Raw genomic sequence first — 25,258 nt, 5'->3', positions numbered from 1 at the left:
GGGAGGGAGGGGCCGGGTAGAATGAGGGGATGAACACCGTCCTGCCCCTGCCCGACCCCGTCCTGCGCCGCCCGGCCGCCGATCCGCGCCGCAGCGTGCACGAGCAGGGCAAGCTGGCCAAGCGCCTGCGCCGCCAGGTGGGCCAGGCGATCGCCGACTTCGGCATGATCGAGGAAGGCGACAAGGTGATGGTGTGCCTGTCCGGCGGCAAGGACAGCTACACGATGCTGGACATCCTCCTGCAACTGCAGAAGAAGGCGCCGGTCCGCTTCGACCTGGTGGCGGTGAACCTGGACCAGAAGCAGCCGGACTTCCCCGAACACGTGCTGCCGGGATACCTGGAACGCGTGGGCGTGCCGTTCCACATCATCGAGCAGGACACCTATTCGGTGGTCAGCCGGGTGATTCCGGAAGGCAAGACCATGTGCTCGCTGTGCTCGCGCCTGCGCCGCGGCGCGCTGTACAGCTACGCCGAGGAGAACGGTTTCACCAAGATCGCGCTGGGCCACCACCGCGACGACCTGGTGGCCACGTTCTTCCTGAACCTGTTCTTCCACGCCAAGCTCTCCGGCATGCCGCCCAAGCTGCTGTCGGACAACGGCAAGCATGTGGTGATCCGCCCGCTGGCCTACGTGCGCGAAGACGACATCGCGCAGTACGCGGAAGCGAAGGCCTTCCCCATCATTCCCTGCAACCTGTGCGGCAGCCAGGAGAACCTGCAGCGCAAGCAGGTCAAGAGGATGATGGACGCGTGGGAACGCGAGTCCCCCGGCCGCATCGAGACCATCGCGCGCGCGCTGGGCGACATCCGCCCTTCGCAGCTGTCCGACCCGAAGCTGTTCGATTTCCTGTCGCTCGGCCACCGCGAAGGTGCCGCGTTGCCTGATGTGCATGCGTGGCTGGCAGGCGGGGAATCGGGATTGGAGAATGGGGAATCGTAGAAGCCGAGCGCTTCGTTTCCCTCGCCACGTCCTTCGCTCCTGCCGCTTCGATTCCCCACTCCCTGTTCCCCACTTCCGGCTCTTCAATGTTCTTCCGCAATCTCACGCTGTTCCGCTTCCCCACCTCCCTCGATTTCTCCCAGCTCGACGAGCTGCTCCCGGAAGCCGCGCTCAAGCCCGTCGGCCCGCTCGAACTGTCCTCGCGTGGCTTCATCTCGCCGTTCGGCCGCGGTGAAGAAGCGCTGTCCCACCGCATCAACGATGCCATCTGGCTGAGCGTCGGCGGCGAGGACAAGATCCTGCCCGGCGCGGTGGTCAACGACCTGCTGCAGAAGAAGCTGCTGGAGATCGAGGAGAAGGAAGGCCGCAAGCCCGGCGGCAAGACCCGCAAGCGACTGAAGGACGACCTGCTGCACGAACTGCTGCCGCGCGCCTTCGTCAAACCCTCGCGCACCGATGCGCTGATCGACCTGGAACACGGCTTCATCGCCGTCGATGCCTCCTCGCGCAAGACCGGCGAGAACGTGGTCTCGGAAGTGCGCCGCGCGCTGGGCAGCTTCCCCGCGCTGCCGCTCAATGCCGAAGTCGCGCCGCGCAGCGTGCTGACCGGCTGGATCGCCGGCGAGCCGCTGCCCGAGGGCCTGTCGCTGGGCGAGGAGTGCGAGCTGAAGGACGCGATGGAAGGCGGTGCGGTGGTCAAATGCCAGAACCAGGAGCTGCAGAGCGACGAGATCGCCAAGCACCTGGAAGCCGGCAAGCAGGTCACCAAGCTGGCGCTGGTGCTGGACGACCACGTGTCGTTCGTCCTCGGCGAGGACCTGATCGTGCGCAAGCTGAAATTCCTCGACGGCGCGGTCGACCAGCTGGAGAACACCGAGCACGACGACCTGCGCGCCGAACTCGACGCCCGCTTCGCCCTGATGGCGGGCGAACTGAAGCGGCTGTTCCTGGTGCTGGAGCACGCGCTGAAGCTCAGCAAGGCGGACTGAGCCTCACTCACGCCGACCACCGGGTCCGTTTGCCCGGCGGCGCAATGCGCGGTAGGTTGCAGGGGCGGCAGGTCGTGCACGAGCGCCCTCCTCCGGCAGCGCGCGGTCCGGCGCGCCCCGAGGAATGCCCGTCCATCTCCCACCGCCCGGCCCACCGGCAGTCGAGCGGCGCCGGAACCTGGGGGGCTGCGACGCTCGGCCCCCCTTCGGCGTACCTGCAAGGAGCGCTCGCCCTGCCGGCGGACGCACGTGTCCACCCACCGAGGAGTTGTCATGAAACTGATTTCGCTCTCCGCTGCCCTGTTCTCCGCCGCTCTGTTCTGCGTCCCGGCATGGGCGCAGACGCAGGCCCAGACACTGACCGTTCCGGGCACCATGACGCAGGCCGGACACACGTTCGCCCGCCAGTGCTCCGATGCGGCCTTCGCCAACCACCCGGATCCGGCAGCACTGGCCCAGCGATGCGAGCGCCTGCTGGCGCGCTGGCAACAGCAGGCGAACCGGCGGATCGCCCATCGCGCCAACCCGCGCGTGGAGGCGGTTTACGCGGCGACGGCGGACCAGGCCAACCTGCCTTACGACACGACTGCGTTCTACCGCCAGGCCCCGCTCGTCCACAGCTACGGCGGCCGCTGATGCCTCCACCCGACGCGCCTGCTTCCGCAGGCGCGTCATCACCGCTTTACAATGCAGGGACATGTCCCCGCCCCTGCACCGCCTGATCGCCCGCGCGCCCCGCAGCGTAGAACGCGACACGGTCGATCTGGCGCTGGAGGACGGTCGCACGATCACAGTGCAGCGGGTGCGCGACCCCCGTGCCAAGCGCCTGAAGCTGAGCGTCGACGAGCGCGGGGCGCGGCTCACCGTGCCGTGGCGCGCCAGCCTGGTCTCAGGGGATCGTTTCCTGCAGCAGCACCGCGACTGGGTGGCGGGACAACTGGCGCGCCATGCGCCGGATGAGGACGTCGTGGCGCTCGTTCCGGGTGCCGCCACGCGCCTGCCGCTGCGCGGCGAGAACCTCCCGCTGCACTGGCACGCAGGCCGCTTCGCCCGCATCACCCGGCAGGACGACAGCGTCCATGTCGAGCTGCCCGCACGCGCCAGCGCCGCCTCGCTGCGGCGGACGCTGCGCGCGTTCTACGAAGCCGAGGCGCGCGCCGACATCGGACGCTGGCTGCCCGGCTATCTCACGGGGTTGCCACGCGCGCCTCGGCAGATCCGGCTGAAGGTGATGTCGTCGCAATGGGGCTCGCTGGCGCCGGACGGCACGCTCACCCTGGACCTCGCGCTGGTCCTGGGCCGGCCTTCGGCGTTCGAGTACGTGCTGGTCCACGAGCTGTGCCACCTGCTGCAGGCCAACCACTCGCCGGCGTTCTGGCACGAAGTCGAGGCCCGCTTCCCGGCCTGGCGCGACGAACGCGCCTGGTTCCACGCCGAAGGGCGCCGGCTGAAAGCCCGCCTGCACGGGCTGCTGGCCGGGGACTGACGAGCCGCGCGACTGCCGGCACGGCCGGCGGCCTCGCTTTTCCGGTTGACGCTGCCATGTCCCTGCCGGTGTCGCCCATGCGCAAGGGCGACACCGCCCGGCGCTGGATTTCCACCGCGCCAGGCCGGACCGATCAGGCCCGCAGGAACGGGCCTATCAACGTCGCGACGCGGGCCGGGTCCTCCATGTGGAGGTGATGCGTACCGGCGACGACGTGCAGCCGGCCATCGGGCAGCAGACTGGCCCGCCGGCTGCGCAACGGCTCGGGGAAATACGGCTGCGGCGGATCGGCGTAGACCACGGTGGTCGGGCAGCCGATGCCGGCCACCAGCGCCGCCAGCTGCGCCTCGTCCAGGCGCTGCGGCGTGGGCAGGGTCAGGCGCGGGTCGCTGCTCCACACGAAGCCGCCCTCGACCGGCCGCACGCCCCGTTCGACCAGCAACCGTGCAGCCGCTTCGCTCAACTGGTTGGCCTGCATGCGCGCGCGCACCGGCGCGGCCAGATCGGCGAATACCCGCAACCGCTTGCCCGGCAACGCGCGCGCCGCGGCGATGGCCTCGCGCCAGCGGTCGGCCGTGCGTTCGACCGTTTCGGCCAGCCCGCCCAGTGCCTCGATCACCACCAGCCGCTGCACGCGGTGCGGCACGGCGGCCGCCAGCAGGCTGGCGATGCCGGCCCCCATCGAATGTCCCAGCAGGCAGAACGTCTCCCAGCCCAGCGCATCGGCGATGTCGAGCACCGCGTTCACCGCCACGCCGCTGGTGTATTCCGCGCCCGGCGCCAGATGCGCGCTGCGACCATGGCCGGGCAGGTCCGGCGCCACCAGTTGCAGGTCCGGCAGGTGGGCGGCCAACGGCAGGAAGCTGGCGGCGTTGTCCAGCCAGCCGTGCAGTGCCAGCACGCGCGGGCCGTGGTGGCCCGCGCGCAGGCCGGTGATGCGCCCGAGCGGGATGTCGAGCTCGAATTCGCGCAAGGTCATGCCGCTTCGTCTGCGGCCCGGCGCGCCAGCCCCGCCAGCGCGTCGGCATGCGCGGGCGCGTCGTTGAGGCAGGGGATGTAGCGCAGCGACCCGCCACCGGCCGCATGGAACAGCTCGGCGTTCTGCATCGCGATCTCCTCCAGCGTCTCCAGGCAATCCACCGCGAAGCCGGGGCACACCACGTCGACCCGCCGCACGCCGCGCGCGGCCATCGCCTGCAGCGTGGCGTCCGTGGCCGGTTCCAGCCAGCGCTCCTTGCCGAAGCGCGACTGGTAGGTCAGCGTCCATTCGCCATCATGCAGGCCCAACGCCTGCGCGATGGCCCGCGTGCTGGCTTCGCAGCGCTGCGGGTACGGGTCGCCGTTGCGCGCCAGCCGCTGCGGCAGCCCGTGGTAGGAGAACACCAGGTGCTCGCCCGCGCCGTGTTGCGCACGCCAGGACCGGATCGATCCGGCCACCGCCGCGACCCAGCCGGGATCGACCGGATAGTCTTCGATGAACCGCACTTCCAGGCCGCTGGCCTCGCGCGCCACCACATCGCGCACCGACTCGGTGGTCGTGGTCGAGTACTGCGGATAAAGCGGCAATACCACCACCTTGCGCACCCCTTCGGCCCGCCATGCCTGCAGGCGCGCGCCGATGGAGGGCTCGCCGTAGCGCATGGCCTCCTGCACACGCCATTCCGGCAGACGGGTCTGCACCGCGCCGGCCAGCCGCCGCGTGTACACCGCCAGCGGCGAACCTTCCGGCATCCAGATGCTGGCGTATTTCGCGGCGGCCTTCGGGCCGCGCAGCGGCAGGATGATGAAATGCAGCAGCGGGCACCACAGCCAGCGCGTCAGCTGCACCACGCGATGGTCGTGCAGGAACTGGGCCAGGTAACGCCTGACCGCGCGCGGCGTGGGCGCTTCCGGCGTTCCCAGGTTGACGATGAGCAGGGCGGTGGAGGGCGTGTCGTTCATCCGCGTATTGTGGCAGAGCGGACCGACCGCACGGCCCGGACACACCGGCCTTCACGGCAGCCGCCGGCGTCAGCACCGATTCATCCGCGCCCGCCTACTTTCAACCGCTTGCAGCGTGCTGCTGCGATTTCGCTTACGGAGCCCGCCATGAACCGCACCTCCCGCCGCCTGCTGCCGCCCACCGCGCTCGCGCTGGCCGCCGCCCTGTTCGCTGGCCAGGCCATCGCGGGGCCGAAGGAGGACGAGCGCGCCACCAATGCGGTGCGCGTGCTCAACGAGATCCAGCGCATCCCCGAGAACGGCATTCCCGACAAGCTGCTGGACGAAGGCAAGGCGATCATCGTCATCCCCGACACCCTGAAGGCCGGGCTGGTGATCGGCGGTCGCCGCGGCCATGGCCTGATGTCGGTGAAGAACCCCGACGGCAGCTGGTCGCAGCCGGTCTTCGTCAAGCTCACCGGCGGCAGCATCGGCTTCCAGGCCGGCGTGCAGTCCTCGGACGTGGTGCTGGTGTTCCGCAACGACCGGTCGCTGGATTCCATCGTCAACGGCAAGGTCACCCTGGGCGCCGACGCCGGCGTGGCCGCGGGGCCGGTGGGCCGCAACGCCAGCGCCGCCACCGACGGCCAGCTGAAGGCCGAAATCTGGTCGTGGTCGCGCGCGCGCGGCCTGTTCGCGGGCGTGGCCCTGGATGGCGCCGTGCTGCAGATCGATGACGAGGCCAACACGGCCGTCTACGGCAGCGCGGCCACCCCGCGCGCCATCTTCGAGAGCCGCGCCGGGCGACCGTCCGATGCCGTGGTCGGCTTCCGCGACCAGCTGGAGGAAGTCACCGAGCTGGCCCGCGGCAACCGCGGCACCGGCGGCGCCGCAGCGCCCGCCACGGCGCAGGCGCCTGCACCGGCGGTGGCGCCGGTGGTGGTGGAGGCGCCCGCGCAGACGCAGGGCTTCGAGCCGGTGCAGGAGGGCGAGGTGCGCACCGAGCCGCTGGACGGCACACCGTAACGGACGTCATGGGCGGGCGGTGACATCCTCACCCCCCGCCTGCGCTATCCTGAGCGCCCCAACTTTTCCTGCGAGCACACCATGGGCGGTTTGAGCATCTGGCATTGGATCATCGTGCTGGTGGTCGTGCTGCTGGTCTTCGGCACCAAGCGCCTGCGCAGCGCCGGCAAGGACCTCGGCGAGGCCGTGAAGGGCTTCAAGGAAGGCATGCGCGACGACAAGCCGGCCGGCCAGCTGGGCGACCAGTCCCGCAACGACGAAACCAGCGCCTCCAAAGAGCGCGACCGCGACGCCAGCTGATCCGGCGGGGCATCCGCCGCGACCATGTTCGACATCGGTTTCAGTGAACTGCTGGTCATCGCGGTCGTCGCGTTGATCGTGCTCGGCCCCGAACGCCTGCCCAAGGCGGCCCGGTTCGCCGGGCTGTGGGTGCGCCGCGCGCGTGCGCAGTGGTACTCGGTCAAGGACGAGCTGGAGCGCGAGCTCGCTTCCGAGGAACTGAAGCGCAACCTCAAGGACGCCCAGGACGCCCTGCGCGACACCGAGCAGCGCATCCGCGACAGCGCGCGCGAGACCGAACGCCAGTTCGAGGAAGTGCGCCAGGCGGCGCGCGACGATGCCAGGGCCCTGCGCGAGGACGTCGAATCCGCGATCACGCCGCCCGCGCTCGCCAAGCCGCCGGCCGCCGCGCCCGATCCGGCTCCGGCGATCGAAGAGGAAGGCCGCCTGGCCTCGACCACGGACGTGCACGACGAGGCGCGGGGCGAACAGGCGCAGGCCTCCGACGTGGGCACCACGGCCGACCTGTTCCCGCCGAAGGAGCCGCGATGAACCGCGAAGCGTCCGGGCCGGAAGCCGAAAGCAGCCTGATGGAGCACCTGCTGGAGCTGCGCACGCGGCTGGTCCGCGGACTGGCGGGCACCGGGCTGATCCTGCTGGCGCTGTTGCCGTTCGTGCGCCAGCTGTACGACCACCTGGCCCGGCCGCTGATCTCCCAGCTGCCCGCCGGCCAGGCCACCCAGATGATCGCCAGCGACCCAACCTCGGGCTTCTTCGCGCCGATCAAGCTGGCGTTCTTCCTCGCCCTGTTCCTGTCCTCGCCCTGGCTGCTGTTCCAGGCCTGGAGCTTCGTCGCGCCCGGCCTGTACAGGCACGAGAAGCGGCTGGCCATGCCGTTGCTGGTCTCGGCGATCGTGCTGTTCTACGCCGGCTGCGCGTTCGCGTACTTCCTGGTGCTGCCCAGCGTGTTCCACGCGCTGACCGTGTTCACGCCGGACATCGTGACGCTGGCGCCGGACCCGGCGAAGTACCTGGACTTCGTGATGGTGATCTTCCTGGCCTTCGGCGTCAGCTTCGAGCTGCCCGTGGCGCTGGTGATCATGGTGTTGCTGGGCTGGGTGACCCCGCAGCAGCTGCGCGAAGGCCGCGGCTACGCCATCGTCGGCGTGTTCGTGGTGGCCGCGCTGATCACCCCGCCGGACGTGGTCTCGCAGCTGATGCTCGCCATCCCGATGTGCCTGCTGTACGAGCTGGGCATCGTGGCGGCAGGATGGTTGAAGCCGCGCCCGCGCCCCGACGGCGCCTGAGCGCACAGGACGCCGCGCACGCGGCAGCGCGCGCAAGGGGCACTACCGCGCTCGATTCCCTGCCGGCTTCGCGGTCCGACCGCAGCCCATCTTGTCGCGATACGGACGGCTCAGACTTCGATCCGGGTGGGCGCTGCCGATGCGCCCGGCACCGGGCTCGCGCCCAGCATCTGCCGCCACGCCGTGTAAGCCGCGCCCGCCAGTACCGGCATGACGACCGCCATCAGCACGAACTGCCACAGCCCCATCGCGAGCGTCGGCCCCAGGACCAGCGCCAGCAGCGACGCCACCAGCAGCGATCCCATGCCGACGGCGAAGATCGCGATGCCCGCCAGCAGGTAGAACACCAGCATCGCGGTCCAGTTGTGGGCGCACGCGCGCAGGCTGTTGCGCATGGCGTCGATCACATGCGTGTTCTGGAACAGGATCTGGGGTGAGGCGACGAACGTCATCCACTTCACCGCCACGAAGACCAGCGCCACCAGCAGCAGCCACAGCAGCAGGCGGCCCGCCGGCAGGCCTTCGACCAGGGCAGGATCCGGCTGACCGCCGGCGGCGGCAATGGCCTGCATCTTCTGGTAGACCTCGGCCAGGCGCTGCAGTTGTTCGGTGCCCACCATAACGAACAGCAGGGCCCCCATCACCAGCGCCGCCAGCAGCTGCGGCAACAGCGTGGCCAGCAGCGCGGGCGCATGGCCCTCGCGCACCGGCTGCAGCAGGTTGGACGGCGTCGCGTGGCGACCCTCGTCGACCTCGCGTACCGCCCACAGCATGCCGGCGAAGAACAACGGCCCCGCGAGGACAAGCAGGAGCTGCATGGCCAGCGTCATGGCCGGCAGCGTCACCGCCACCAGCATCACGCCCATCGACAACAATCCCCACAACACCGCCAGCGTCGCCAGCGGCACCGGCGCACGCTTCAGCAGGGCGAAGCCCGCCAGCAGCCATTCCGCGCCGGCACTGGCCGGCACCTTGTTGATCGTCGACATCGAGGGTTCTCTGGGGAGGGTGCGGCGGTGGATCAGCGCGCGTGCAGGCCGCGCGCATGGCGGACGAACCGCCGCAATAGTTTGCGGGCTTGCGGCGCCGCCGTCACGTTGCGGGCGATGGTGCCGGGGCAGTGCCCCTCGCTGCGCAGGTGCTCGGCGCGGGCGTGCACGTAGCCGCGCATGTGGTGGGTGGCGAATTCGGGGTGGAACTGCACGCCCCAGGCGCGGTCGCGCCAGCGGAAGGCATGGCAGTCGTCCTGCGCCGAGCGCGCCAGCACGGTGGCGCCCTCCGGCGGCCGGGCCACCGTCTGCACGTGGGTGGCGTGGGCGGTGAACTTGAGCGGCAGCGCCGAGAACAGGGGGTCGTCCTGGGCATGCGGGTGCAGGTCGATATGGACGGTGCCGGATTCGCGCCCGGCCGGGTTGTAGGCCACCTCGCCGCCCAGCGCATGCGCCAGCAGCTGGTGGCCATAACAGATGCCCAGCAGCGGCAGGCCTTCGTGCGCGGCGTCGCGCAGCCATTCGGCGCTGCGCTCGCTCCAGTCCGCACGGTCGGTGACCATCGCGGCCGAGCCGCTGACGATGACGCCTGCGAACCCCTCCCGCCCGGGCAGCGCATCGCCCTGCTCGACGTTGGCCACCACCGTCTCGCCCGCCTCCAGGCCGGCCGCCACGCGGATCCAGTGCGGGAAGCCGCCATAGCGCCGCATCGAGCGCACCGGCTGGCCGGTTTCGACGATGAGGAACGGAGCTTTCACGCGGGCGTCCACGGCGGCAAACATCGGCGGAATAAGGGCTTGCCCGTATACTAGCCCGCTTTTCCGCAGTGCACGATAACGCCATGGCCGGACACACAATTTCACCGGTAACCTTCCAGGGCCTGATCCAGACGCTGAACCAGTACTGGGCCGAACAGGGCTGCGTCCTGATCCAGCCGCTGGACCTGGAAGTGGGCGCCGGCACCTTCCATCCGGCCACCTTCCTGCGCGCGCTGGGTCCGGAGCCGTGGAATGCCGCCTACGTGCAGCCCAGCCGCCGTCCCACCGACGGCCGCTACGGCGAAAACCCCAACCGCCTGCAGCGGTACTACCAGTACCAGGTGGTGATGAAGCCCAACCCCGACAACATCCAGGAGCTGTACGTGGGGTCGCTGAAGGCGCTGGGCATCGATCCGCGCGTGCACGACCTGCGCTTCGTCGAGGACAACTGGGAATCGCCCACGCTCGGTGCCTGGGGCCTGGGCTGGGAAGTCTGGTTGAACGGCATGGAAGTCACCCAGTTCACCTACTTCCAGCAGGCCGGCGGCCTGGAGTGCAGGCCGGTGCTGGGCGAGATCACCTACGGCCTGGAACGCCTCTGCATGTACCTGCAGAACGTCGACAACGTCTACGACCTGGTCTGGACCACCGGCCCGCAGGGCGTGGTGACCTACGGCGACGTGTACCACCAGAACGAAGTCGAGCAGAGCACCTACAACTTCGAGCACGCCGACGTGGAGGAACTGTTCCATCGCTTCGACGCCTGCGAGAAGGAATCGCTGAAGCTGGTCGAGGCGGGCCTGCCGCTGCCCGCCTACGAGCAGGTCACCAAGGCCAGCCACAGCTTCAACCTGCTGGACGCGCGCCGCGCCATCTCCGTGACCGAACGCCAGCGCTACATCCTGCGCGTGCGCAAACTGGCGCAGGCCGTGGCCGAGGCGTACTACGCGCAGCGGGAGAAGCTGGGCTTTCCGGGGTTGAAGAAAGAAAACGCGTAGCGCCCCTCCCCCTCGGCGACCGCAGGAAGTCCCTGTGGGAGAGAGGGGTCGGGGAGAGGGTCCGGTGGAATCCGGAGGGTCCGCCGCCGCGGACTCCGCCGCACCCTCATCCGCCCCCGTATCAAGTACGGGGCAGGCTCTTCGGGCACTTTCTCCCGAGGGGAGAAGGGAACAACTCAAGGTTGCATGCACATGAGCGAACAAAAACCCCTGCTGGTCGAACTCGGCACCGAAGAACTGCCGGTCAAGGCGCTGCCCGGCCTGGCCCAGGCCTTCTTCGACGGCATCGTCGCGGCACTGGAGAAGCGCGGCATCGGCTTCGAGCGTGGCGACGCCAAGCCGCTGTACACGCCGCGCCGCCTGGCCGTGCTGCTGCCGGCGGTGGCGGTGGAGCAGCCGGAGCAGACATCCGAAGTGCTGGGCCCGTACCTGAACATCGCGCTGGACGCCGACGGCGCGCCGACCCGGGCGCTGGAGGGTTTCGCCGCCAAGGCCGGCATCGACTGGACCGCGCTGGAACGCACCACCGACGGCAAGGGCGAGCGCTTCGTCCACCGCGCGGTGAAGCCGGGGGCGAAGACCGCCGACCTGCTGGCCGACATCGTGCGCGAGGCGCTGGCCGGCATGCCGATCCCCAAGCCGATGCGCTGGGGCGCGCACGAGTACGCGTTTGCGCGGCCCGTGCACTGGCTGGTGCTGCTGCTGGGCAAGGACGTGGTGCCGGCCCAGGTCCTGGGCGTGACGTCCGACCGCATGAGCCGCGGCCACCGCTTCGAGCACGACAAGCCGGTGTGGATCAACGATCCGGGCGACTACGTGATGGCCCTGCAGGGCGCGAAGGTGCTGGTCGATCCCGACGCCCGCCGCGCACGCATCGTGGAGGAGGTGGAAACCGCCGCCGCACAGGCCGGCGGCACCGCGCGCGTCACCGACGACAACCTGGAGCAGGTGGTCTGCCTGACCGAGTGGCCGGCGGCGGTGCTGTGCAGTTTCGAGTCCGCGTTCCTGGCCGTGCCGCAGGAAGCGCTGATCGAGACCATGGAGATCAACCAGAAGTTCTTCCCCGTGCTGAGCGATGGCGGCAAGCTGACCGAGCACTTCATCGGCATCGCCAACATCGAATCGCAGAACGTCGATGAAGTGCGCAAGGGCTACGAGCGCGTGATCCGCCCGCGTTTCTCCGACGCCAAGTTCTTCTTCGACGAGGACCTCAAGCAGGGCCTGGCGTCGATGGGCGACGGGCTGAAGACGGTGACCTACCAGGCCAAGCTGGGCAGCGTGGCCGACAAGGTCGCGCGCGTCGCCGCGCTGGCGGAAACCATCGCCGCGCAGGTCGGCGCCGATCCGGCACAGGCGCGTCGTGCCGCGGAGCTGGCGAAGAACGATCTGCAGTCGCGCATGGTCAACGAATTCCCCGAACTGCAGGGCATCGCGGGGCGTCATTACGCCCTCGCTGCCGGCGAACCGAAAGAGATCGCACTGGCCATCGACGAGGCCTACCAGCCGCGCTTCGCCGGCGACGACATCGCGCTGTCGCCGCTGGGCAAGGTGCTGGCCATCGCCGAGCGACTGGATACGCTGGCGGGTGGTTTCGCCGCGGGGCTGAAGCCGACCGGCAACAAGGATCCGTTTGCGTTGCGGCGGAATGCGTTGGGGTTGGCGAGGACGGTGATCGAGAGCGGTTTCGCGCTGAATGTTCATGCGTTGATCGAAGAAGCCATCACGCTATTGCCAGATTTCGATCCCCAGACCAAGAGCTTCAAACAGAAGCAAGCCCTTTCATTGGCCGCTGGCCTTGTGCATGGTCGATCCAGCCAAGTGCAAGCTCGAATCATGGGTCGTCCCGAGGCAACCCGCGAACACACAGAAGAGACGCCTTCCGGAGATATTTACGACTTCATCCTCGACCGCCTGCGCGGCTACTACGCCGACAAGGGCGTGCCCGCCGCGCACTTCACTGCGGTCGCCGAACTGAAGCCGGCCTCGCTGTACGACTTCGACACCCGCCTGGACGCCATCGGCACGTTCGCCACGCTGCCGGAGGCCGAGGCGCTGGCCGCGGCCAACAAGCGCATCGGCAACATCCTGAAGAAGGCCGACATCGCCATTCCGCATGCGGTGGACCGTGCGCTGCTGACCGACCCGGCCGAAAGCGCGCTGGCCGAAGCGGTGGAAGCCGTGCTCGGCGAAACCGACGAGGCCCTGCACCACCACGACTACGTCACCGTGCTGAACCACCTTGCCCGCCTGCGCCCGCAGGTGGACGCCTTCTTCGACAGCGTCATGGTGAACGCGGACGAGCAGGCGGTGCGCGCCAACCGCCTGGCCCTGCTCAAGCGCCTGGCCGACCGCTTCCGCGCGGTGGCCGCCATCGAGCATCTGTCCAACTGATGTCGACTCACCTTCTCCCCGCGTGCGGGGAGAAGGTGCCCCCGTACTTGATACGGGGGCGGATGAGGGGCGAGCGCGGTCTTGCACCGGGCGCCTGCGCATCCCCTCTCCGTTCGCCCCTCTCCCGCCTCCGGCCCCCTCTCCCCGCACGCGGGGCGAGGCGAGGTCCTGTGCATCGCGACGATCGCGACACATGAATCATCGCTCGCCCGAAAAGCCTCACCTCTTCACCGCGCTTAACCCGCACCCGTTATCCTGCACGCATGCGTCGACTCCCCCGCCTGGCCACCTTCGTCGTCCTGCTTGCCGCCACGTCCCCGGCCTGGGCGGCGGCCATTGTCGACAAGGTGACCATCGAGGGCCTGAACGACGAACTGATGGTCGAGAACGTCAACACGGCGCTCTCCCTCAACGACTCGCTGGGCAGGCGGCTGGGCGAGTCGCGCCTGGAGTACCTGCTCAACGAAGCGGCCGCCGAGACGCGCGAGGCGCTGGAGCCGTTCGGCTACTACTCGCCCACCATCACCGTCGACGCGCCACGTACCGAAGCCGCCGACGACGAGCGCCTGACGGTCACCGTGCGGGTACAGCTGGGCGAACCAGTACGCGTGCGCCGGCGCGAGCTGTCCATCGAGGGCGAAGGCGGCGGCGACCGCTACCTGAAGGAAGACCTGGATGCCTTCGCGCCCAGGGTCGGCGAGGTGTTCGACCACACCACCTACGAAGCCAGCAAGCTGACCATCGTGCGGCGCCTGGCCGACCGCGGCTACTTCGACGCCGACTTCACCCACCGCCGCGTGGAAGTCACCCGCGCGGACCACGCCGCCGATATCGCCCTGGGCTGGGTCAGCGGCATCCGCTACGACATGGGCCCCACCACCTTCCTCCAGGACAAGTTCGATGCGGGCCTGCTGGACAAGCTGGTGTACTGGGACGAAGGCAGCTATTTCCACCAGGGCAAGCTGGACCGCCTGCGCGAATCGCTGGTGGGGCTGGACTACTTTTCCAGCATCGACATCCAGGCCAACCCGGACAAGGCCGAAGAAGGCCGGGTGCCCATCGACGTCAAGCTGGAACTGGCCAAGCGCGACATCTACACCGCCGGCGTCAGCTACGGCAGCGAGAGCGGCCCCGGTATCCGCCTGGGCCTGGACCGGCGCTACGTCAATTCGCGCGGGCACAAGCTGTCCACGCACCTGGACTACGCGCAGAAGCGCAAGACGCTGCTGACCCAGTACCGCATCCCCGCCTTCAAGTGGCTGGATGGCTGGTACACCGTCGGCCTGCAGGCCAGCGACGAGCAGACCGACTACATCGACCTGCGCCACGTCGAGTTCACCGGCAGCCGCAGCGGCCAGGTCAGCGAGGACTGGACGGCGGTCGCCTCCATCCATGCACTGCGCGAGCGCTGGCGCTATGTCGAGGACGACCCGCTGACCGGCCTGCCCGACACCACGGTGCAGTACGCCACCTTCACCTATCCCTCGCTGCGCGCGGACTACACCAACTCGCCGGTGGGTTCGAACCGGCCCGACCAGCTGGCCGGGTCCATCCTGCTGCGCGGCGGCGTGGAGGGGGCCGGCTCGGATGCCAACTTCCTGCAGTTCCACATGCGCGCGCGCTGGTCGCAGCAGTACAAGACCAACAGCGCGCTGATCGTGCGCGGCGAGTACGGCCACACCTTCACCAGCTCGCTGGTGGCCATGCCGCCGTCGCTGCGCTTCTTCGCCGGTGGCGACCGCAGCATCCGCGGCTACGCCTGGCGCGAAGTCGGACCGCGCCGCGGCGATTACGCGCTGGGCGCGAAGAACGTGCTTACCGGCAGCGTCGAGTACGAGTTCTATCCCAAGGGCGGCCCCTACGGCGGTGCGGTGTTCGTGGACACCGGCAGCGCCTTCGACGGCACCCGTCCGCAACTGAGCACCGGCATCGGCGTCGGCCTGCGCTGGCGTTCGCCGGTGGGGCCGGTGCGGCTGGACATCGCGCACGGGCTGGATGATCCGGATTCCAGCTTCCAGCTCTATCTCAACATCGGGACCGACCTGTGAAGCGACGCGTGCCCGACAACCTGAGCCCCGAGGAGCGCGAGGCCCGCATCGCCGAGCTGCGCGCGCGCCGCCGGGCGCGCATGCGCACGCTGGCGATCCGCAGCGCCATCGGCACCGGCGTGCTGGTGCTGCTGCTGGGCATCGGCCTGTACTGGCTGCTGCAGACGGTCGCCGGTCGCGACGTGCTGCTGGCGCAGATCCAGGCGCGGCTGCCGGCGGACGCCTCGCTGACGTACCGCTCGGTCGATGGTCCCATCGCCGGTCCGCTGACCCTGCGCGGCGTGGATTTCCGCTGGGACGCGATCCGCTTCACCGCCGACGAGGTCTACCTGGAACCGGACCTGCGGCCGCTGCTGGGCAAGCGCCTGCGCCTGGACGTGCTGAAGCTGCGCGGCGCGATGCTCGACGTGCCTGAGAGCGATGAACCGTTCGAACTGCCGCACTGGCCCGACCTGCTGCCGCAGATCGAGATGCCGCTGGCGATCCAGGCCGACCGGCTGGAGATCGACCGCTTCCTGATCCGGCAGGGTGGCCAGCCCGTCATCGACATCGCGCGCGCCACCGGCGGCCTGGACATCGGCAACGGCTACGTGCATGCCGAGAAGCTGGCCATCGCCAGCGACCGCGGTGCGTTCGGCGTGCAGGGCGATTACGCACCGCGCCGCAACTACCGGACCGACCTGACCGCCACCGGCGTGTTTCCCGCCGCGGCCGGCCGCACGCCGGCCCGGCTCGGACTGGTGGCGCGCGGCGACCGCGCGCGCATGAACGTCGCCCTGGCCGGCGCCGCACCGGCGCCGCTGCGCGCCACGCTGACCCTGCGCGGCGAAACCAGGCCCACCTGGAACTTCGCCGCCAAGACCCAGGCGCTGGACCTCGCGCTGCTGGGCCTGATGGACGACGGCACGCCGGTGGCGTTCGACCTGGCGGCCAAGGGCGCCGGCGGCGCCGCGGACCTGCAGGGCACGGTGCAGCAGGGCGACATCGCCGTGGTGATCGAGCCCTCGCATGCGCGCATCGACGGCGAAGTCCTGACCGTGGAGCCGCTGGCCATCCGCGCGTTCGACGGCTATGCCTCGCTGCGCGGGCGCGCGGATTTCACGGTGCCGGAAAATCCGGAATTCCGGTTCGCGGTGAATGCCCGCAGCCTGCGCTGGGGCACCGAAGCGGACAGCATGATCGGCGCCGAGGGCGACTTCGGCCTGGCCGGCAAGCTGGAAGCCTGGGCCGCCATCGGCAAGGCCACGCTGACCCGCGGCGAGGACAGCGCGCTGCTGGAATTCGACGGCCGCGGCAATGCCGAGCGCGTGCGACTGCAGACGCTGCGCGCCACCATGCCCACCGGCACGCTGGATGCGAGCGGTACCGTCGGCTGGTCGCCGGTGCTGGACTGGGACATCGCCGCGACGCTGGCGGGCTTCGACCCCGGTTATTTCGCCGCGGGATGGAAGGGCGACATCTCCGGCAACCTCACCTCCAAGGGCCGCCAGCGCGAGGACGGGCTGTTCCAGGGCACGCTGGACGTGCCGAAGCTCGCCGGTCGCCTGCGCGACCGCTCGCTGGACGCGCGCGGCACGTTCGCGCTGGATGGCCGCAACGGCGAAGGTGATCTTGCGCTCTCGCTGGGCGGCAGCCGGGTCACCGCCCGGGGCAAGGTCGGCGACACGCTGGACGTGGACGCGGATTTCCGGCCGTTGAATCTGGCCGACCTGGCGCCCGAGGCCAGCGGCACGCTGGCAGGCTCGATCACGCTGACCGGCGCGCGCACCGCGCCGGACATCCAAGCCGACCTGGGGGGCGAGAACCTGCGCTGGAACGACTGGAGCGCCGGTGCGCTCAGCCTGCGCGGCCGCCTGCCCTGGCGCAGCGGCAGCGGCGAGCTGGCACTGCAGGGCAGCGCCGTGAACGTCGGCACCGTGCTGGACAGCGTCGGCCTCACGGCGCGCGGCGCGGTGGAAGACCTGCGCTTCGATGGCGATGCGCGCAATGCGATGGGCGCGGTCGCGCTGTCGGGCTCGGTGCAGAAACGCGGTGCCGACTGGCAGGGCACGCTCGAGGCGCTGCGCATCGCCCCGTCCAAGGGCAATCCGTGGACGTTGCGGCAGCCGGCGCGTTTTGCCCAGAAGGGCGCCAACTGGACGCTGTCGGAAAGCTGCCTGGCCTCGGACATCGGCGGCGCGCTGTGCGCCAGCGCCGACTGGCCGCGACAGGGCCTGCAGGTACGCGGCGATGCGTTGTCGCTGGCGCTGGTCCAGCCCTGGCTGCCGCCCAGCAACGGCCGCCCGCTGACGCTGCGCGGCGAGTTCACCCTCGATGCGACGCTGCGCCCGGCCGGGAACGCATGGCAGGGCGAAGTGCACCTGGCCTCACTGGATGGCGGCCTGAAGATGGGCACCACGGCGCGCGGAGAGATCATCCGGTACGACAACTTCACCCTCGATGTCGATTTCACCCCGCAGCGCATCCAGGGCCGCCTGGGCACCGGTTTCAAGGGCGACGGCTATGTCGATGCCACCTTCAACACCGGCTGGGATGCGTTCGCGCCCTTGAAAGGCGACCTGTATTTCCACAACTCGCGCCTGTTCTGGATGGAACTGTTCTCGCCCGACCTGGTGCGCCCGCGCGGCAAGCTGGCCGGTCATATCGGCGTGGCGGGCACCCGCGGGCACCCGCTGCTCAGCGGCGAGGCGACGCTGACCGAATTCACCGGCGAACTGCCCGCGCTGGGCGTGTCGCTGGTGGACGGCGGCGCCGAACTGGTCGCCCTGTCCGACGGCAGCGCGCGCATCGACGGCAGCATGAAGACGGTGTCGTCCACCGGCGGCACCGGCACCGGCGGCGTGCTCAGCGTGGCCGGCACCCTGGGCTGGAACAACGACACCACGCCACTGCAATTCCAGGTACGCGGCGACAACGTACTGGTGGCCGACACCACCGACCTGCGCGCGGTGGCCTCGCCCGACGTGCAGGTGGGCTTCGCCGACAACACCATCCAGGTCCGCGGCGAGGTGGGCATTCCCTCGGCCACCATCGACGTGGAAAAGCTGGACGAAGGCGTCTCCGCTTCGGAGGACGTGGTGGTGCTGGACCCGGCCGATCCCGAGCGCGCGCCCAGCTCGCGGCTGGACCTGGACCTGTCGCTGAAGGTCGGCGACGAGGTCAGGCTGAAAGGCTACGGCCTGGAGGGCACGCTGGCCGGCACGCTGCACGTGCGTTCGCAGCCCGGCCGCGAGATGCTGGCCACGGGCCGGCTGGACGTGGACGGCCGATACGAGGCCTACGGCCAGAAGCTGCGCATCACCCGCGGCGAGCTGACGTGGAGCAACAACGCCGTATCCGATCCGCGCATCAACATCCGCGCCGAGCGCGAAGTGGTCAGCGCCAGCGTCACCGCCGGCATCGACGTCACCGGCCGCGCCAGCCAGCCGCGCGCGCGCGTGTGGTCCAACCCGTCCCTGTCCGAGTCCGAAGCGCTGGCCTACCTGGTGCTGGGCCGCTCGCTCAATACCGCCAGCAGCGACGAAAGCCAGCGCATCAACGCGGCCTCGTCGGCGCTGGGCGCGGGCGCGGGCCTTCTGGCGTCGCAGTTGGGCGCGAAGATCGGCCTGGACGATGCCGGGGTGCTGGAATCGCGCACGCTGGGCGGCTCGGTGTTCGGCGTGGGCAAGTACCTCTCGCCCAAGCTGTACGTCAGCTACGGCGTATCGATGATCGGCTCCGGTTCGGCGGTGACGCTGAAGTACCTGCTGCGCAAGGGCTTCGACGTGGAAATCGAATCCAGCACCATCGAGACGCGCGGCTCGATCAACTGGCGCAAGGAGAAGTAGGCGTGCTGCCGTCGCTGACGGCGCGGCGCCTGCATGCGCAGGGTATCAGCGCGCCCGCGGCGGCATCTCCCGCCGATGCGGTGCGCCATCTGGGCGCGATGCAGGCGCAGGACTACCACGCTGCGTTGTGGGCCGTCGGCCTGCGCACCCAGGGCGCCACGCGGGCGCAGGTGGAGGATGCGATCCAGCGCGGCGAGATCGTGCGCACCTGGCCGATGCGCGGCACCCTGCACCTGCTGGCGCGCGAGGACGTGCGATGGATGGTGGCGCTGCTGGCGCCGCGCGTGCAGGCCGCGAATGCGGCCCGCATCGCCCGCGACCTGGGGCTGGATGCGACCACCCTGGCCCGTGGCCGGCACGCGGTCGAGCATGCGCTCGCCGCCGGCACGCCGGTCGCGCGGTCCGCTCTGTATGTCTGCATGGACGCCGCGGGTTTCGCCAGCGCCCACCAGCGCGGCCTGCACCTGCTGAACTGGCTGGCGCACGAAGGCGCGATCTGCCAGGGGCCGCGGCATGGCAAGCAGCCGACCTTCGTGCTGATGGATGCGTGGGTCCCGCCGGGTGCGCCGCTCGCCCGCGAGGAAGCCCTGCACCGGCTGGCGCTGCGCTATCTGCAGGGCCATGGACCGGCGACCGCCGCCGATCTCGCGTGGTGGTCGGGACTTACGCAGAAGGATGCGCTGCGGGCGCTGGAACTCGCCGGCTCCGCGCTGGAGAAAGAGACGCACGACGGCACCACGTGGTGGTGGCGCGCCGACGCTCCCCTCCCCGCACGCTCGCGTGCCATCCACCTGTTGCCCGCTTTCGACGAATACCTGATCGGTTACCGCGACCGCACGCCGGTGCTGGATGCGGCGCATACGCGGCGCGTGATCGGCGTCAACGGACTGGTCGCTGCCACGGCGATCGTCCAGGGCCGCGTGGCGGCGACGTGGAAGCGCGGCGGCGACACCGACGTGGCGCTCGATCCGCTCCGCGCATTGGCCGACGCCGAACACGAAGGCATCCGTCGCGCGGCGCGACGCTGGCGGCGCTTTCTTGGCGAGGCACGCTGACGGCACGACGCGGGCCATCGTTGCCGCACCGGTGCGTAACCCGATATCGTGACCGTCTTCTCCGCTGGATCCGCACCATGCGCCGCCGACGCTCGCCTTCCGCCCTCGCCCTGGGTCTTGTCCTCGCCCTGCCCGCCCACGCCGGCGAAGGCATGTGGATGCCCTCGCAGCTGCCGCAACTGGCCAAGGCGATGCGCCAGGCCGGGTTCAAGGGCAAGCCGCAGGCCCTGGCCGATGTCGCCGCCGCACCGCTGAGCGCCGTGGTCCGTGCGGGTGGCGGCACGGGTGCATTCGTCTCCGCGGACGGCCTGATCCTGACCAACCACCACGTCGCTTACGGCGTGATCCAGTACAACAGCGGGCCCGCGAAGAACCTGATCGACGAGGGCTTCATCGCCGCCGACCACGCGGGCGAGCTGCCGGCCAACCCGGATTTCCGCGTCCTGGTCACGGTGGGCTACGACAAGGTCACCGACCGCGTGCTGCGGGACACCGCCGGCAAGACCGGGCGCGACTACTTCGATGCCGTGGATCGCGCCAGCAAGGCCATCGTTGCCGAGTGCGAGCGGGAGGCCGGCGTGCGCTGCAGCGTGGCCGACATGTACTACGGGACCGACTTCTACCGCATCCGCCAGCTGGAGCTGCGCGACATCCGCCTGGTCTACGCGCCGCCACGCGCGATCGGCAACTACGGCGACGAGATCGACAATTTCATGTGGCCGCGCCACACCGGCGACTTCACCCTGCTGCGAGCCTACGTGGGCAAGGACGGCAAGCCGGCCGCCTACAGCGCGGACAACGTTCCCTACCGCGCGCCGGCGCACCTGTCGCTGGCGAAGGACGGACCGAAGGCCGGCGACTACGCGATGCTGGCCGGCTACCCGGGCACGACGTACCGGCACCGCACCGCCGCCGAGTTCGACCAGCAGGTCAACTGGACGCTGCCGGCGCGCGTGGCCGTGTTCGACCAGCTGATCGACGTGATCGAAGCCGCCGGCAAGCAGGATGCCGACGCCAGGACGCGCTATGCCGCGCAGCTGCAGTCGCTGAAGAACAACCGCAAACGCGCCGCCGGCGAACTGGAAGGCCTGCGACGCAGCGACGCCGTGCGCGTGCGCGCCGAAGACGAACGCGGCATGCTGGCCACCGCGGCGGCCGCGAAGGAACGGGCCGACATCGATGCGCTGGACGCCTCGATCGCCGCCGGCTCCGCGGTGCGCGAGCGCGAACTGCTGCTTTCCCTGTTCGGTTCGCAGTCCCAACTGATGCGCAGCGCGATCACGCTGGAGCGCCTGCGCGTGGAGTCGGCCAAACCGGACGCCGAGCGCGAGAGCGGCTACCAGGTGCGCGACCACGCCCTGATCGAGGGCGTCCTGAAGCAGGTACAGCGCCGCTATGCACCGGACGTGGAGAAAGCCCTGCTCACGGCCTTGCTGACGCGTTACCAGCAGTTGCCCGAGGCACAGCGCCTGCCCGGCTTCGATGCCGCCTTCGGCCGCACGCCCGCCGCCCTGGAGCAGGCACTGGATGCGCTGTACGCGGACACGAAACTGGGCGAGGAGGCCGAACGCCTGTCACGCTTGGCGGCGGCGCGCGAAGGCAGGCCGATGGCCGCCGACCCGCTGATCGACCTGGCGGCGACGCTGGTGCCGGTGCAGCTGGCGCTGGAGCAGGAGCGCAAGACCCGCGCGGGCGAGCAGCTCCGCCTTCGCCCGGCCTACATGCGTGCGCTGTTCGCCTGGCGCCAGCAGCAGGGTCGCGCGCTGTACCCGGATGCCAACGGCACGCTGCGCGTGAGCTTCGGCAGGGTGGACGGCTTCTCGCCGCGCGACGGCGTGCAGTACACGCCGGTGACCACGGTCGCCGGCATCGTCGAGAAGAACACCGGCCAGGTGCCGTTCGATGCGCCGAAACCGCTGCTGGACGCCATCGCCCGGGCCGACTTCGCGGGCACCGAAGACCCGGCGCTGAAGACGCAGACGGTCAACTTCCTCACCAACCTGGACACCACCGGCGGCAACTCGGGCTCGCCCGTGCTCAACGCACGCGGCGAACTGATCGGCCTGAACTTCGACAGCAACTGGGAATCGGTCAGCGCCAGCTGGATGTTCGACCCGCGCTACAAGCGCGCGGTGCACGTGGACATGCGCTACCTGCGCTGGCTGATGGGCAAGGTGTATCCGGCGCCGCACCTGCTGAAGGAAATGGACGCCCGGTGACGCCCGACGACGACCCGCGCCCGCTCGAACCCGAGCCGCCGCTGCCCAGCGACTGCTGCAACAGCGGCTGCCCGATCTGCGTGCACGATCTGTATGCGGAACAGCTGCAGCACTATCGCGAGCGGTTGGCGGACTGGAAAACCCGACATCCAGATGCCGCTTAAGTGGCCTCGTTGGTTAACAAGCCTCCAAGCAACGGCGGAAAAACGTATCCAGCTCCGCATCCCCGCCCTCATGCCCGGGCAGCAGCGGGGGTGAAGCTTGCATACGCTCCAGTTCGGCCTCCAGATAGTCGCTGATCACAGGGATGCGTGGACCATCATCGACCTCTTTGCTCGCGCGCTTCACGGCCAGCAATGCATCGATTGCATTGCGGACGGGGCCGTGGGGCAACAGGCAGTCGAGCATGACCTCGAACGCCATCGGCGGTGGCACTTGGTTGACTTCAATCCAGCGACAAGCCAGCACCGGACGGATGACATAAAGATACTTCTTGGTGCGCACTCGTTCGCCGCGAAGATAGCCGCGGAAATTGCCCTTCGCCATACTGTGGTAGTGGTGCCAGCCAGCAGCACGCGAATAGAATCGCTCCGATAGATGCGTCAATGATTCGACCGCAGACGCGTCGACGCGATAGACGATTGGCGAACGCAACCATTCTGACAACGTGGGGTTGGACTTGGAGAGCAAGCGCAATGCTTTGCGAAGGTCCCAGCCACTGACATCCAGGTCGCTGTCGATCGGAAGCTCGATCACATCGCGCTGCGGCTGCCCGGGACGGGTGCGTTCGTTGACGGTTAGGTACCAGGAAGGACGATGCACGTACACGAAGCGCGCGTCGTAGTCGCTGTCGGGCGACGAGAAACCCCAGCCCCGGCTTCCGGATTCGCATGCGAAGAGAATCCGCACATCGTGCTCGCTTTCGATGCGCTCGAGCGCCTGCTCGATCGCGGCGCGTTTTTCCGGCTCCACCGGATGGATATCCATGCCCTTCCCCCTTCTTGAGAAGGGAGTATCGCATCGGAACTCCCCAGCTCACGCCACCCGGCTACGCCGCGCGCGCTCCAGATGCACCAGCAGCAGCGAGATGGCGGCGGGCGTCATGCCGGGGATGCGCTGGGCCTGGCCGATGGTTTCCGGCTGCACCCGCTCCAGCTTCTGCTGCACTTCGGCCGACAGGCCGCGCACGCTGGCGAAGTCGAAGCCGGGCGGGATCGGCGTGGATTCATTGCGCTGCTGGCGTTCGATCTCGTCCCGCTGGCGGTCCAGGTAGCCGGCGTACTTCACGCCGATCTCCACCTGCTCGGCGACCTGCGCATCGTCCACGGCGGGACCGATGGACGGCACCGCCATCAACTTCGCGTAGTCCAGCTCCGGGCGCTTGATCAGGTCGAGCACGCTGGTCTCGCGGCTGACCTGCACGCCCAGCGTGTCGGCGACCTCGCGGCCCAGCGCGTTCGCGGGTGTGGCCCACAGCGCGCGCAGGCGGCCGGTCTCGCGGGCGATGGCCTCGCGCTTGGCTTCGAAGCGCTGCCAGCGCGCGTCGTCCACCAGGCCCAGCGCACGGCCGGTTTCGGTCAGGCGCAGGTCGGCATTGTCCTCGCGCAGCTGCAGCCGGTACTCGGCGCGGCTGGTGAACATGCGGTACGGCTCCTTGGTGCCGTGCGTGATCAGGTCGTCGACCAGCACACCGAGATAGGCCTCGTCGCGACGCGGCGACCAGGCCTCCTTATGCTGCGCCAGGCGCGCGGCATTGAGGCCGGCCAGCAGGCCCTGCGCCGCTGCTTCCTCGTAGCCGGTGGTGCCGTTGATCTGGCCGGCGAAGAACAGGCCGGCGACCGCCTTGGTTTCCAGCGACGCCTTCAGGCCGCGCGGATCGAAGAAGTCGTACTCGATGGCGTAGCCCGGACGCGTGATGTGCGCGTGCTCCATGCCGCGGATGCTGCGCACCAGCGCCAGCTGCACATCGAAAGGCAGCGAGGTGGAGATGCCGTTGGGATAGATCTCGGCCACGTCCAGGCCTTCCGGCTCGACGAAGATCTGGTGGCTGGCCTTCTCGGCGAAGCGCACCACCTTGTCCTCGATGGACGGGCAGTAGCGCGGGCCGATGCCTTCGATCTGGCCCGAGTACATCGGCGAGCGGTGCAGCGCGCCGCGGATGATCTCGTGGGTCCGCTCGCTGGTATGGGTGATCCAGCACGACACCTGGCGGGGATGGTCGGCGGCGCTGCCCATGAACGACATCGCCGGCCGCGGCTCGTCACCCGGCTGCTCCTCCATCACCGCGTAGTCCAGCGAACGTCCGTCGATGCGCGGCGGCGTGCCCGTCTTCAGCCGGTCGACGACGAAGGCGCCCTCGCGCAGGCGCTGCGCCAGGGCGGTGGCCGGCGGATCGCCCGCGCGGCCGCCGGCATACTGCGTTTCGCCGACGTGGATCTTGCCGGCGAGGAAGGTCCCTGCCGTCAGCACGACCGCGGGGGCGTGGAAGGTCAGTCCCGTCTGGGTGACCGCGCCCCTCACCCGGCCACCCTCGATGACCAGGTCGTCGACGGCGGCCTGGAACAGGGTGAGGTGGGGTTGCGCTTCCACGGCGCGCCGGATCGCGCTGCGGTACAGCGCGCGGTCGGCCTGGCACCGCGTCGCACGCACGGCGGGCCCCTTGGAGGCATTGAGCGTGCGCCACTGGATGCCGGCACGGTCCGCTGCCCACGCCATCACGCCCCCCAGCGCGTCGATCTCCTTCACCAGATGTCCCTTGCCGATGCCGCCGATGGCCGGGTTGCAGCTCATCGCGCCCACTGTTTCCACGTTGTGGGTCAGCAGCAGGGTGCGCGCGCCGGTGCGGGCGGATGCAAGGGCGGCCTCGGTGCCGGCATGGCCGCCGCCGATGATGATGACGTCGTAGTGGTGGAAGCTGGCGCTCATGCTGGGTTCCGGAGCCTGCGACGCAGGCAGGCCGTGGCGATGGTTCGGGTGGCGGGCGGGGAACGGCGAAGTTGGCACGCTTCCTGCTGCAACCCCGTGC

21 protein-coding genes are annotated in these 25,258 nt (G+C 69.7%); 15 read left to right on the top strand and 6 right to left on the bottom strand.

Annotation, left to right across the window (positions count from 1 at the left end; genetic code table 11):
* The first annotated feature begins 29 nt into the window (after positions 1–29).
* The 4 genes from ttcA (at position 30) to MUU77_RS01210 (ending at position 3,416) form a co-directional block, all read left to right on the top strand.
* Positions 30–941, top strand: coding sequence for a tRNA 2-thiocytidine(32) synthetase TtcA (ttcA, locus tag MUU77_RS01225; protein ID WP_245090632.1), 912 nt, complete (start codon positions 30–32; stop codon positions 939–941).
* 86 nt (positions 942–1,027) lie between these two features.
* Entirely contained in the window at positions 1,028–1,930 is a 903-nt protein-coding gene (locus MUU77_RS01220) for a recombination-associated protein RdgC (protein WP_093489263.1), read from the top strand.
* 273 nt (positions 1,931–2,203) lie between these two features.
* Positions 2,204–2,566 carry a hypothetical protein gene (locus MUU77_RS01215; protein WP_245090629.1) on the top strand — a complete coding sequence of 121 codons (363 nt, stop codon included), beginning with the start codon at positions 2,204–2,206 and terminating at the stop codon, positions 2,564–2,566.
* A gap of 61 nt (positions 2,567–2,627) precedes the next feature.
* Entirely contained in the window at positions 2,628–3,416 is a 789-nt protein-coding gene (locus MUU77_RS01210) for a SprT family zinc-dependent metalloprotease (RefSeq protein ID WP_245090626.1), read from the top strand.
* Between the two features lie 133 nt (positions 3,417–3,549).
* On the opposite strand, the gene MUU77_RS01205 is transcribed toward MUU77_RS01210, so the two are convergent.
* Both MUU77_RS01205 and hemH read right to left on the bottom strand, forming a co-directional pair.
* Positions 3,550–4,395 carry an alpha/beta hydrolase gene (locus MUU77_RS01205; protein ID WP_245090623.1) on the bottom strand — a complete coding sequence of 282 codons (846 nt, stop codon included), beginning with the start codon at positions 4,393–4,395 and terminating at the stop codon, positions 3,550–3,552.
* A complete protein-coding gene (gene hemH / locus MUU77_RS01200) occupies positions 4,392–5,357 on the bottom strand; it encodes a ferrochelatase (RefSeq protein ID WP_245090621.1) in 966 nt (321 codons plus the stop codon). Before hemH ends, MUU77_RS01205 begins: the two co-directional genes overlap by 4 nt.
* A 147-nt stretch (positions 5,358–5,504) precedes the next feature.
* On the opposite strand from hemH, the gene MUU77_RS01195 reads away from it, so the two are divergent.
* From MUU77_RS01195 to tatC, 4 genes are all read left to right on the top strand, one after another.
* Positions 5,505–6,362, top strand: coding sequence for a lipid-binding SYLF domain-containing protein (locus MUU77_RS01195; protein ID WP_245090619.1), 858 nt, complete (start codon positions 5,505–5,507; stop codon positions 6,360–6,362).
* An 81-nt stretch (positions 6,363–6,443) separates the two neighbouring features.
* On the top strand, positions 6,444–6,662 hold the full coding sequence (gene tatA, locus MUU77_RS01190; RefSeq protein ID WP_245090616.1) for a Sec-independent protein translocase subunit TatA: 219 nt from the start codon (positions 6,444–6,446) through the stop codon (positions 6,660–6,662).
* A gap of 24 nt (positions 6,663–6,686) precedes the next feature.
* On the top strand, positions 6,687–7,193 hold the full coding sequence (tatB, locus tag MUU77_RS01185; protein ID WP_245090612.1) for a Sec-independent protein translocase protein TatB: 507 nt from the start codon (positions 6,687–6,689) through the stop codon (positions 7,191–7,193).
* Positions 7,190–7,948, top strand: a complete 759-nt coding sequence (gene tatC, locus MUU77_RS01180; protein ID WP_245090594.1) for a twin-arginine translocase subunit TatC — start codon at positions 7,190–7,192, stop codon at positions 7,946–7,948. The genes tatB and tatC overlap by 4 nt, the downstream gene beginning before the upstream one ends.
* 110 nt (positions 7,949–8,058) lie before the next feature.
* Here tatC and MUU77_RS01175 read toward each other — a convergent pair whose 3' ends face one another.
* Positions 8,059–8,937 (bottom strand): BPSS1780 family membrane protein, encoded by an 879-nt coding sequence (locus MUU77_RS01175; protein ID WP_245090592.1) that lies wholly within the window; start codon positions 8,935–8,937, stop codon positions 8,059–8,061.
* A gap of 32 nt (positions 8,938–8,969) precedes the next feature.
* Positions 8,970–9,647 (bottom strand): glutamine amidotransferase, encoded by a 678-nt coding sequence (locus tag MUU77_RS01170; RefSeq protein WP_245094122.1) that lies wholly within the window; start codon positions 9,645–9,647, stop codon positions 8,970–8,972.
* 131 nt (positions 9,648–9,778) lie between these two features.
* On the opposite strand from MUU77_RS01170, the gene glyQ reads away from it, so the two are divergent.
* The 7 genes from glyQ to MUU77_RS01135 all read left to right on the top strand — a co-directional run bounded on the left by glyQ (position 9,779) and on the right by MUU77_RS01135 (position 22,397).
* Positions 9,779–10,693: a glycine--tRNA ligase subunit alpha gene (gene glyQ / locus MUU77_RS01165; protein ID WP_245090590.1), complete on the top strand. Its 915-nt coding sequence runs from the start codon at positions 9,779–9,781 to the stop codon at positions 10,691–10,693.
* 192 nt (positions 10,694–10,885) lie between these two features.
* Positions 10,886–13,084: a glycine--tRNA ligase subunit beta gene (gene glyS, locus MUU77_RS01160; protein ID WP_245090587.1), complete on the top strand. Its 2,199-nt coding sequence runs from the start codon at positions 10,886–10,888 to the stop codon at positions 13,082–13,084.
* A gap of 263 nt (positions 13,085–13,347) precedes the next feature.
* The gene (locus tag MUU77_RS01155; protein ID WP_245090585.1) at positions 13,348–15,132 is read left to right on the top strand and encodes an autotransporter assembly complex family protein; all 1,785 of its coding nucleotides are present in this window, start codon (positions 13,348–13,350) and stop codon (positions 15,130–15,132) included.
* A gap of 8 nt (positions 15,133–15,140) precedes the next feature.
* Positions 15,141–18,959 carry a translocation/assembly module TamB domain-containing protein gene (locus MUU77_RS01150; RefSeq protein WP_245090583.1) on the top strand — a complete coding sequence of 1,273 codons (3,819 nt, stop codon included), beginning with the start codon at positions 15,141–15,143 and terminating at the stop codon, positions 18,957–18,959.
* Between the two features lie 2 nt (positions 18,960–18,961).
* Positions 18,962–20,014, top strand: coding sequence for a winged helix DNA-binding domain-containing protein (locus MUU77_RS01145; protein WP_245090581.1), 1,053 nt, complete (start codon positions 18,962–18,964; stop codon positions 20,012–20,014).
* A gap of 77 nt (positions 20,015–20,091) precedes the next feature.
* Positions 20,092–22,233, top strand: a complete 2,142-nt coding sequence (locus MUU77_RS01140) for a S46 family peptidase (RefSeq protein ID WP_245090578.1) — start codon at positions 20,092–20,094, stop codon at positions 22,231–22,233.
* Positions 22,230–22,397, top strand: a complete 168-nt coding sequence (locus MUU77_RS01135; RefSeq protein ID WP_245090575.1) for an oxidoreductase-like domain-containing protein — start codon at positions 22,230–22,232, stop codon at positions 22,395–22,397. The genes MUU77_RS01140 and MUU77_RS01135 overlap by 4 nt, the downstream gene beginning before the upstream one ends.
* Positions 22,398–22,410: 13 nt before the next feature.
* On the opposite strand, the gene MUU77_RS01130 is transcribed toward MUU77_RS01135, so the two are convergent.
* Entirely contained in the window at positions 22,411–23,220 is an 810-nt protein-coding gene (locus tag MUU77_RS01130; RefSeq protein ID WP_245090572.1) for a nucleotidyltransferase domain-containing protein, read from the bottom strand.
* A 48-nt stretch (positions 23,221–23,268) separates the two neighbouring features.
* Complete coding sequence (gene mnmG, locus MUU77_RS01125; protein WP_245090570.1) at positions 23,269–25,158, bottom strand: tRNA uridine-5-carboxymethylaminomethyl(34) synthesis enzyme MnmG; 1,890 nt, start codon at positions 25,156–25,158, stop codon at positions 23,269–23,271.
* Positions 25,159–25,258: the final 100 nt, after the last annotated feature.

It is taken from the genome of Pseudoxanthomonas sp. F37 (assembly GCF_022965755.1).
In the GTDB taxonomy this organism is placed as follows: domain Bacteria; phylum Pseudomonadota; class Gammaproteobacteria; order Xanthomonadales; family Xanthomonadaceae; genus Pseudoxanthomonas_A.
Note: the sequence above shows the minus strand (reverse complement) of the source record. Positions and strands in the feature narration are given on the sequence as shown.

Coding starts and splice junctions, on each gene's coding strand:
- MUU77_RS01140 (WP_245090578.1), top strand. CDS start 20,092: ATGCGCCGCCGACGCTCGCCTTCCGCCCTCGCCCTGGGTCTTGTCCTC.
- glyQ (WP_245090590.1), top strand. CDS start 9,779: ATGGCCGGACACACAATTTCACCGGTAACCTTCCAGGGCCTGATCCAG.
- MUU77_RS01210 (WP_245090626.1), top strand. CDS start 2,628: ATGTCCCCGCCCCTGCACCGCCTGATCGCCCGCGCGCCCCGCAGCGTA.
- MUU77_RS01170 (WP_245094122.1), bottom strand. CDS start 9,647: ATGCGGCGCTATGGCGGCTTCCCGCACTGGATCCGCGTGGCGGCCGGC.
- tatA (WP_245090616.1), top strand. CDS start 6,444: ATGGGCGGTTTGAGCATCTGGCATTGGATCATCGTGCTGGTGGTCGTG.
- MUU77_RS01215 (WP_245090629.1), top strand. CDS start 2,204: ATGAAACTGATTTCGCTCTCCGCTGCCCTGTTCTCCGCCGCTCTGTTC.
- glyS (WP_245090587.1), top strand. CDS start 10,886: ATGAGCGAACAAAAACCCCTGCTGGTCGAACTCGGCACCGAAGAACTG.
- ttcA (WP_245090632.1), top strand. CDS start 30: ATGAACACCGTCCTGCCCCTGCCCGACCCCGTCCTGCGCCGCCCGGCC.
- tatB (WP_245090612.1), top strand. CDS start 6,687: ATGTTCGACATCGGTTTCAGTGAACTGCTGGTCATCGCGGTCGTCGCG.
- MUU77_RS01130 (WP_245090572.1), bottom strand. CDS start 23,220: ATGGATATCCATCCGGTGGAGCCGGAAAAACGCGCCGCGATCGAGCAG.
- tatC (WP_245090594.1), top strand. CDS start 7,190: ATGAACCGCGAAGCGTCCGGGCCGGAAGCCGAAAGCAGCCTGATGGAG.
- mnmG (WP_245090570.1), bottom strand. CDS start 25,158: ATGAGCGCCAGCTTCCACCACTACGACGTCATCATCATCGGCGGCGGC.
- hemH (WP_245090621.1), bottom strand. CDS start 5,357: ATGAACGACACGCCCTCCACCGCCCTGCTCATCGTCAACCTGGGAACG.
- MUU77_RS01175 (WP_245090592.1), bottom strand. CDS start 8,937: ATGTCGACGATCAACAAGGTGCCGGCCAGTGCCGGCGCGGAATGGCTG.
- MUU77_RS01195 (WP_245090619.1), top strand. CDS start 5,505: ATGAACCGCACCTCCCGCCGCCTGCTGCCGCCCACCGCGCTCGCGCTG.
- MUU77_RS01155 (WP_245090585.1), top strand. CDS start 13,348: ATGCGTCGACTCCCCCGCCTGGCCACCTTCGTCGTCCTGCTTGCCGCC.
- MUU77_RS01220 (WP_093489263.1), top strand. CDS start 1,028: ATGTTCTTCCGCAATCTCACGCTGTTCCGCTTCCCCACCTCCCTCGAT.
- MUU77_RS01205 (WP_245090623.1), bottom strand. CDS start 4,395: ATGACCTTGCGCGAATTCGAGCTCGACATCCCGCTCGGGCGCATCACC.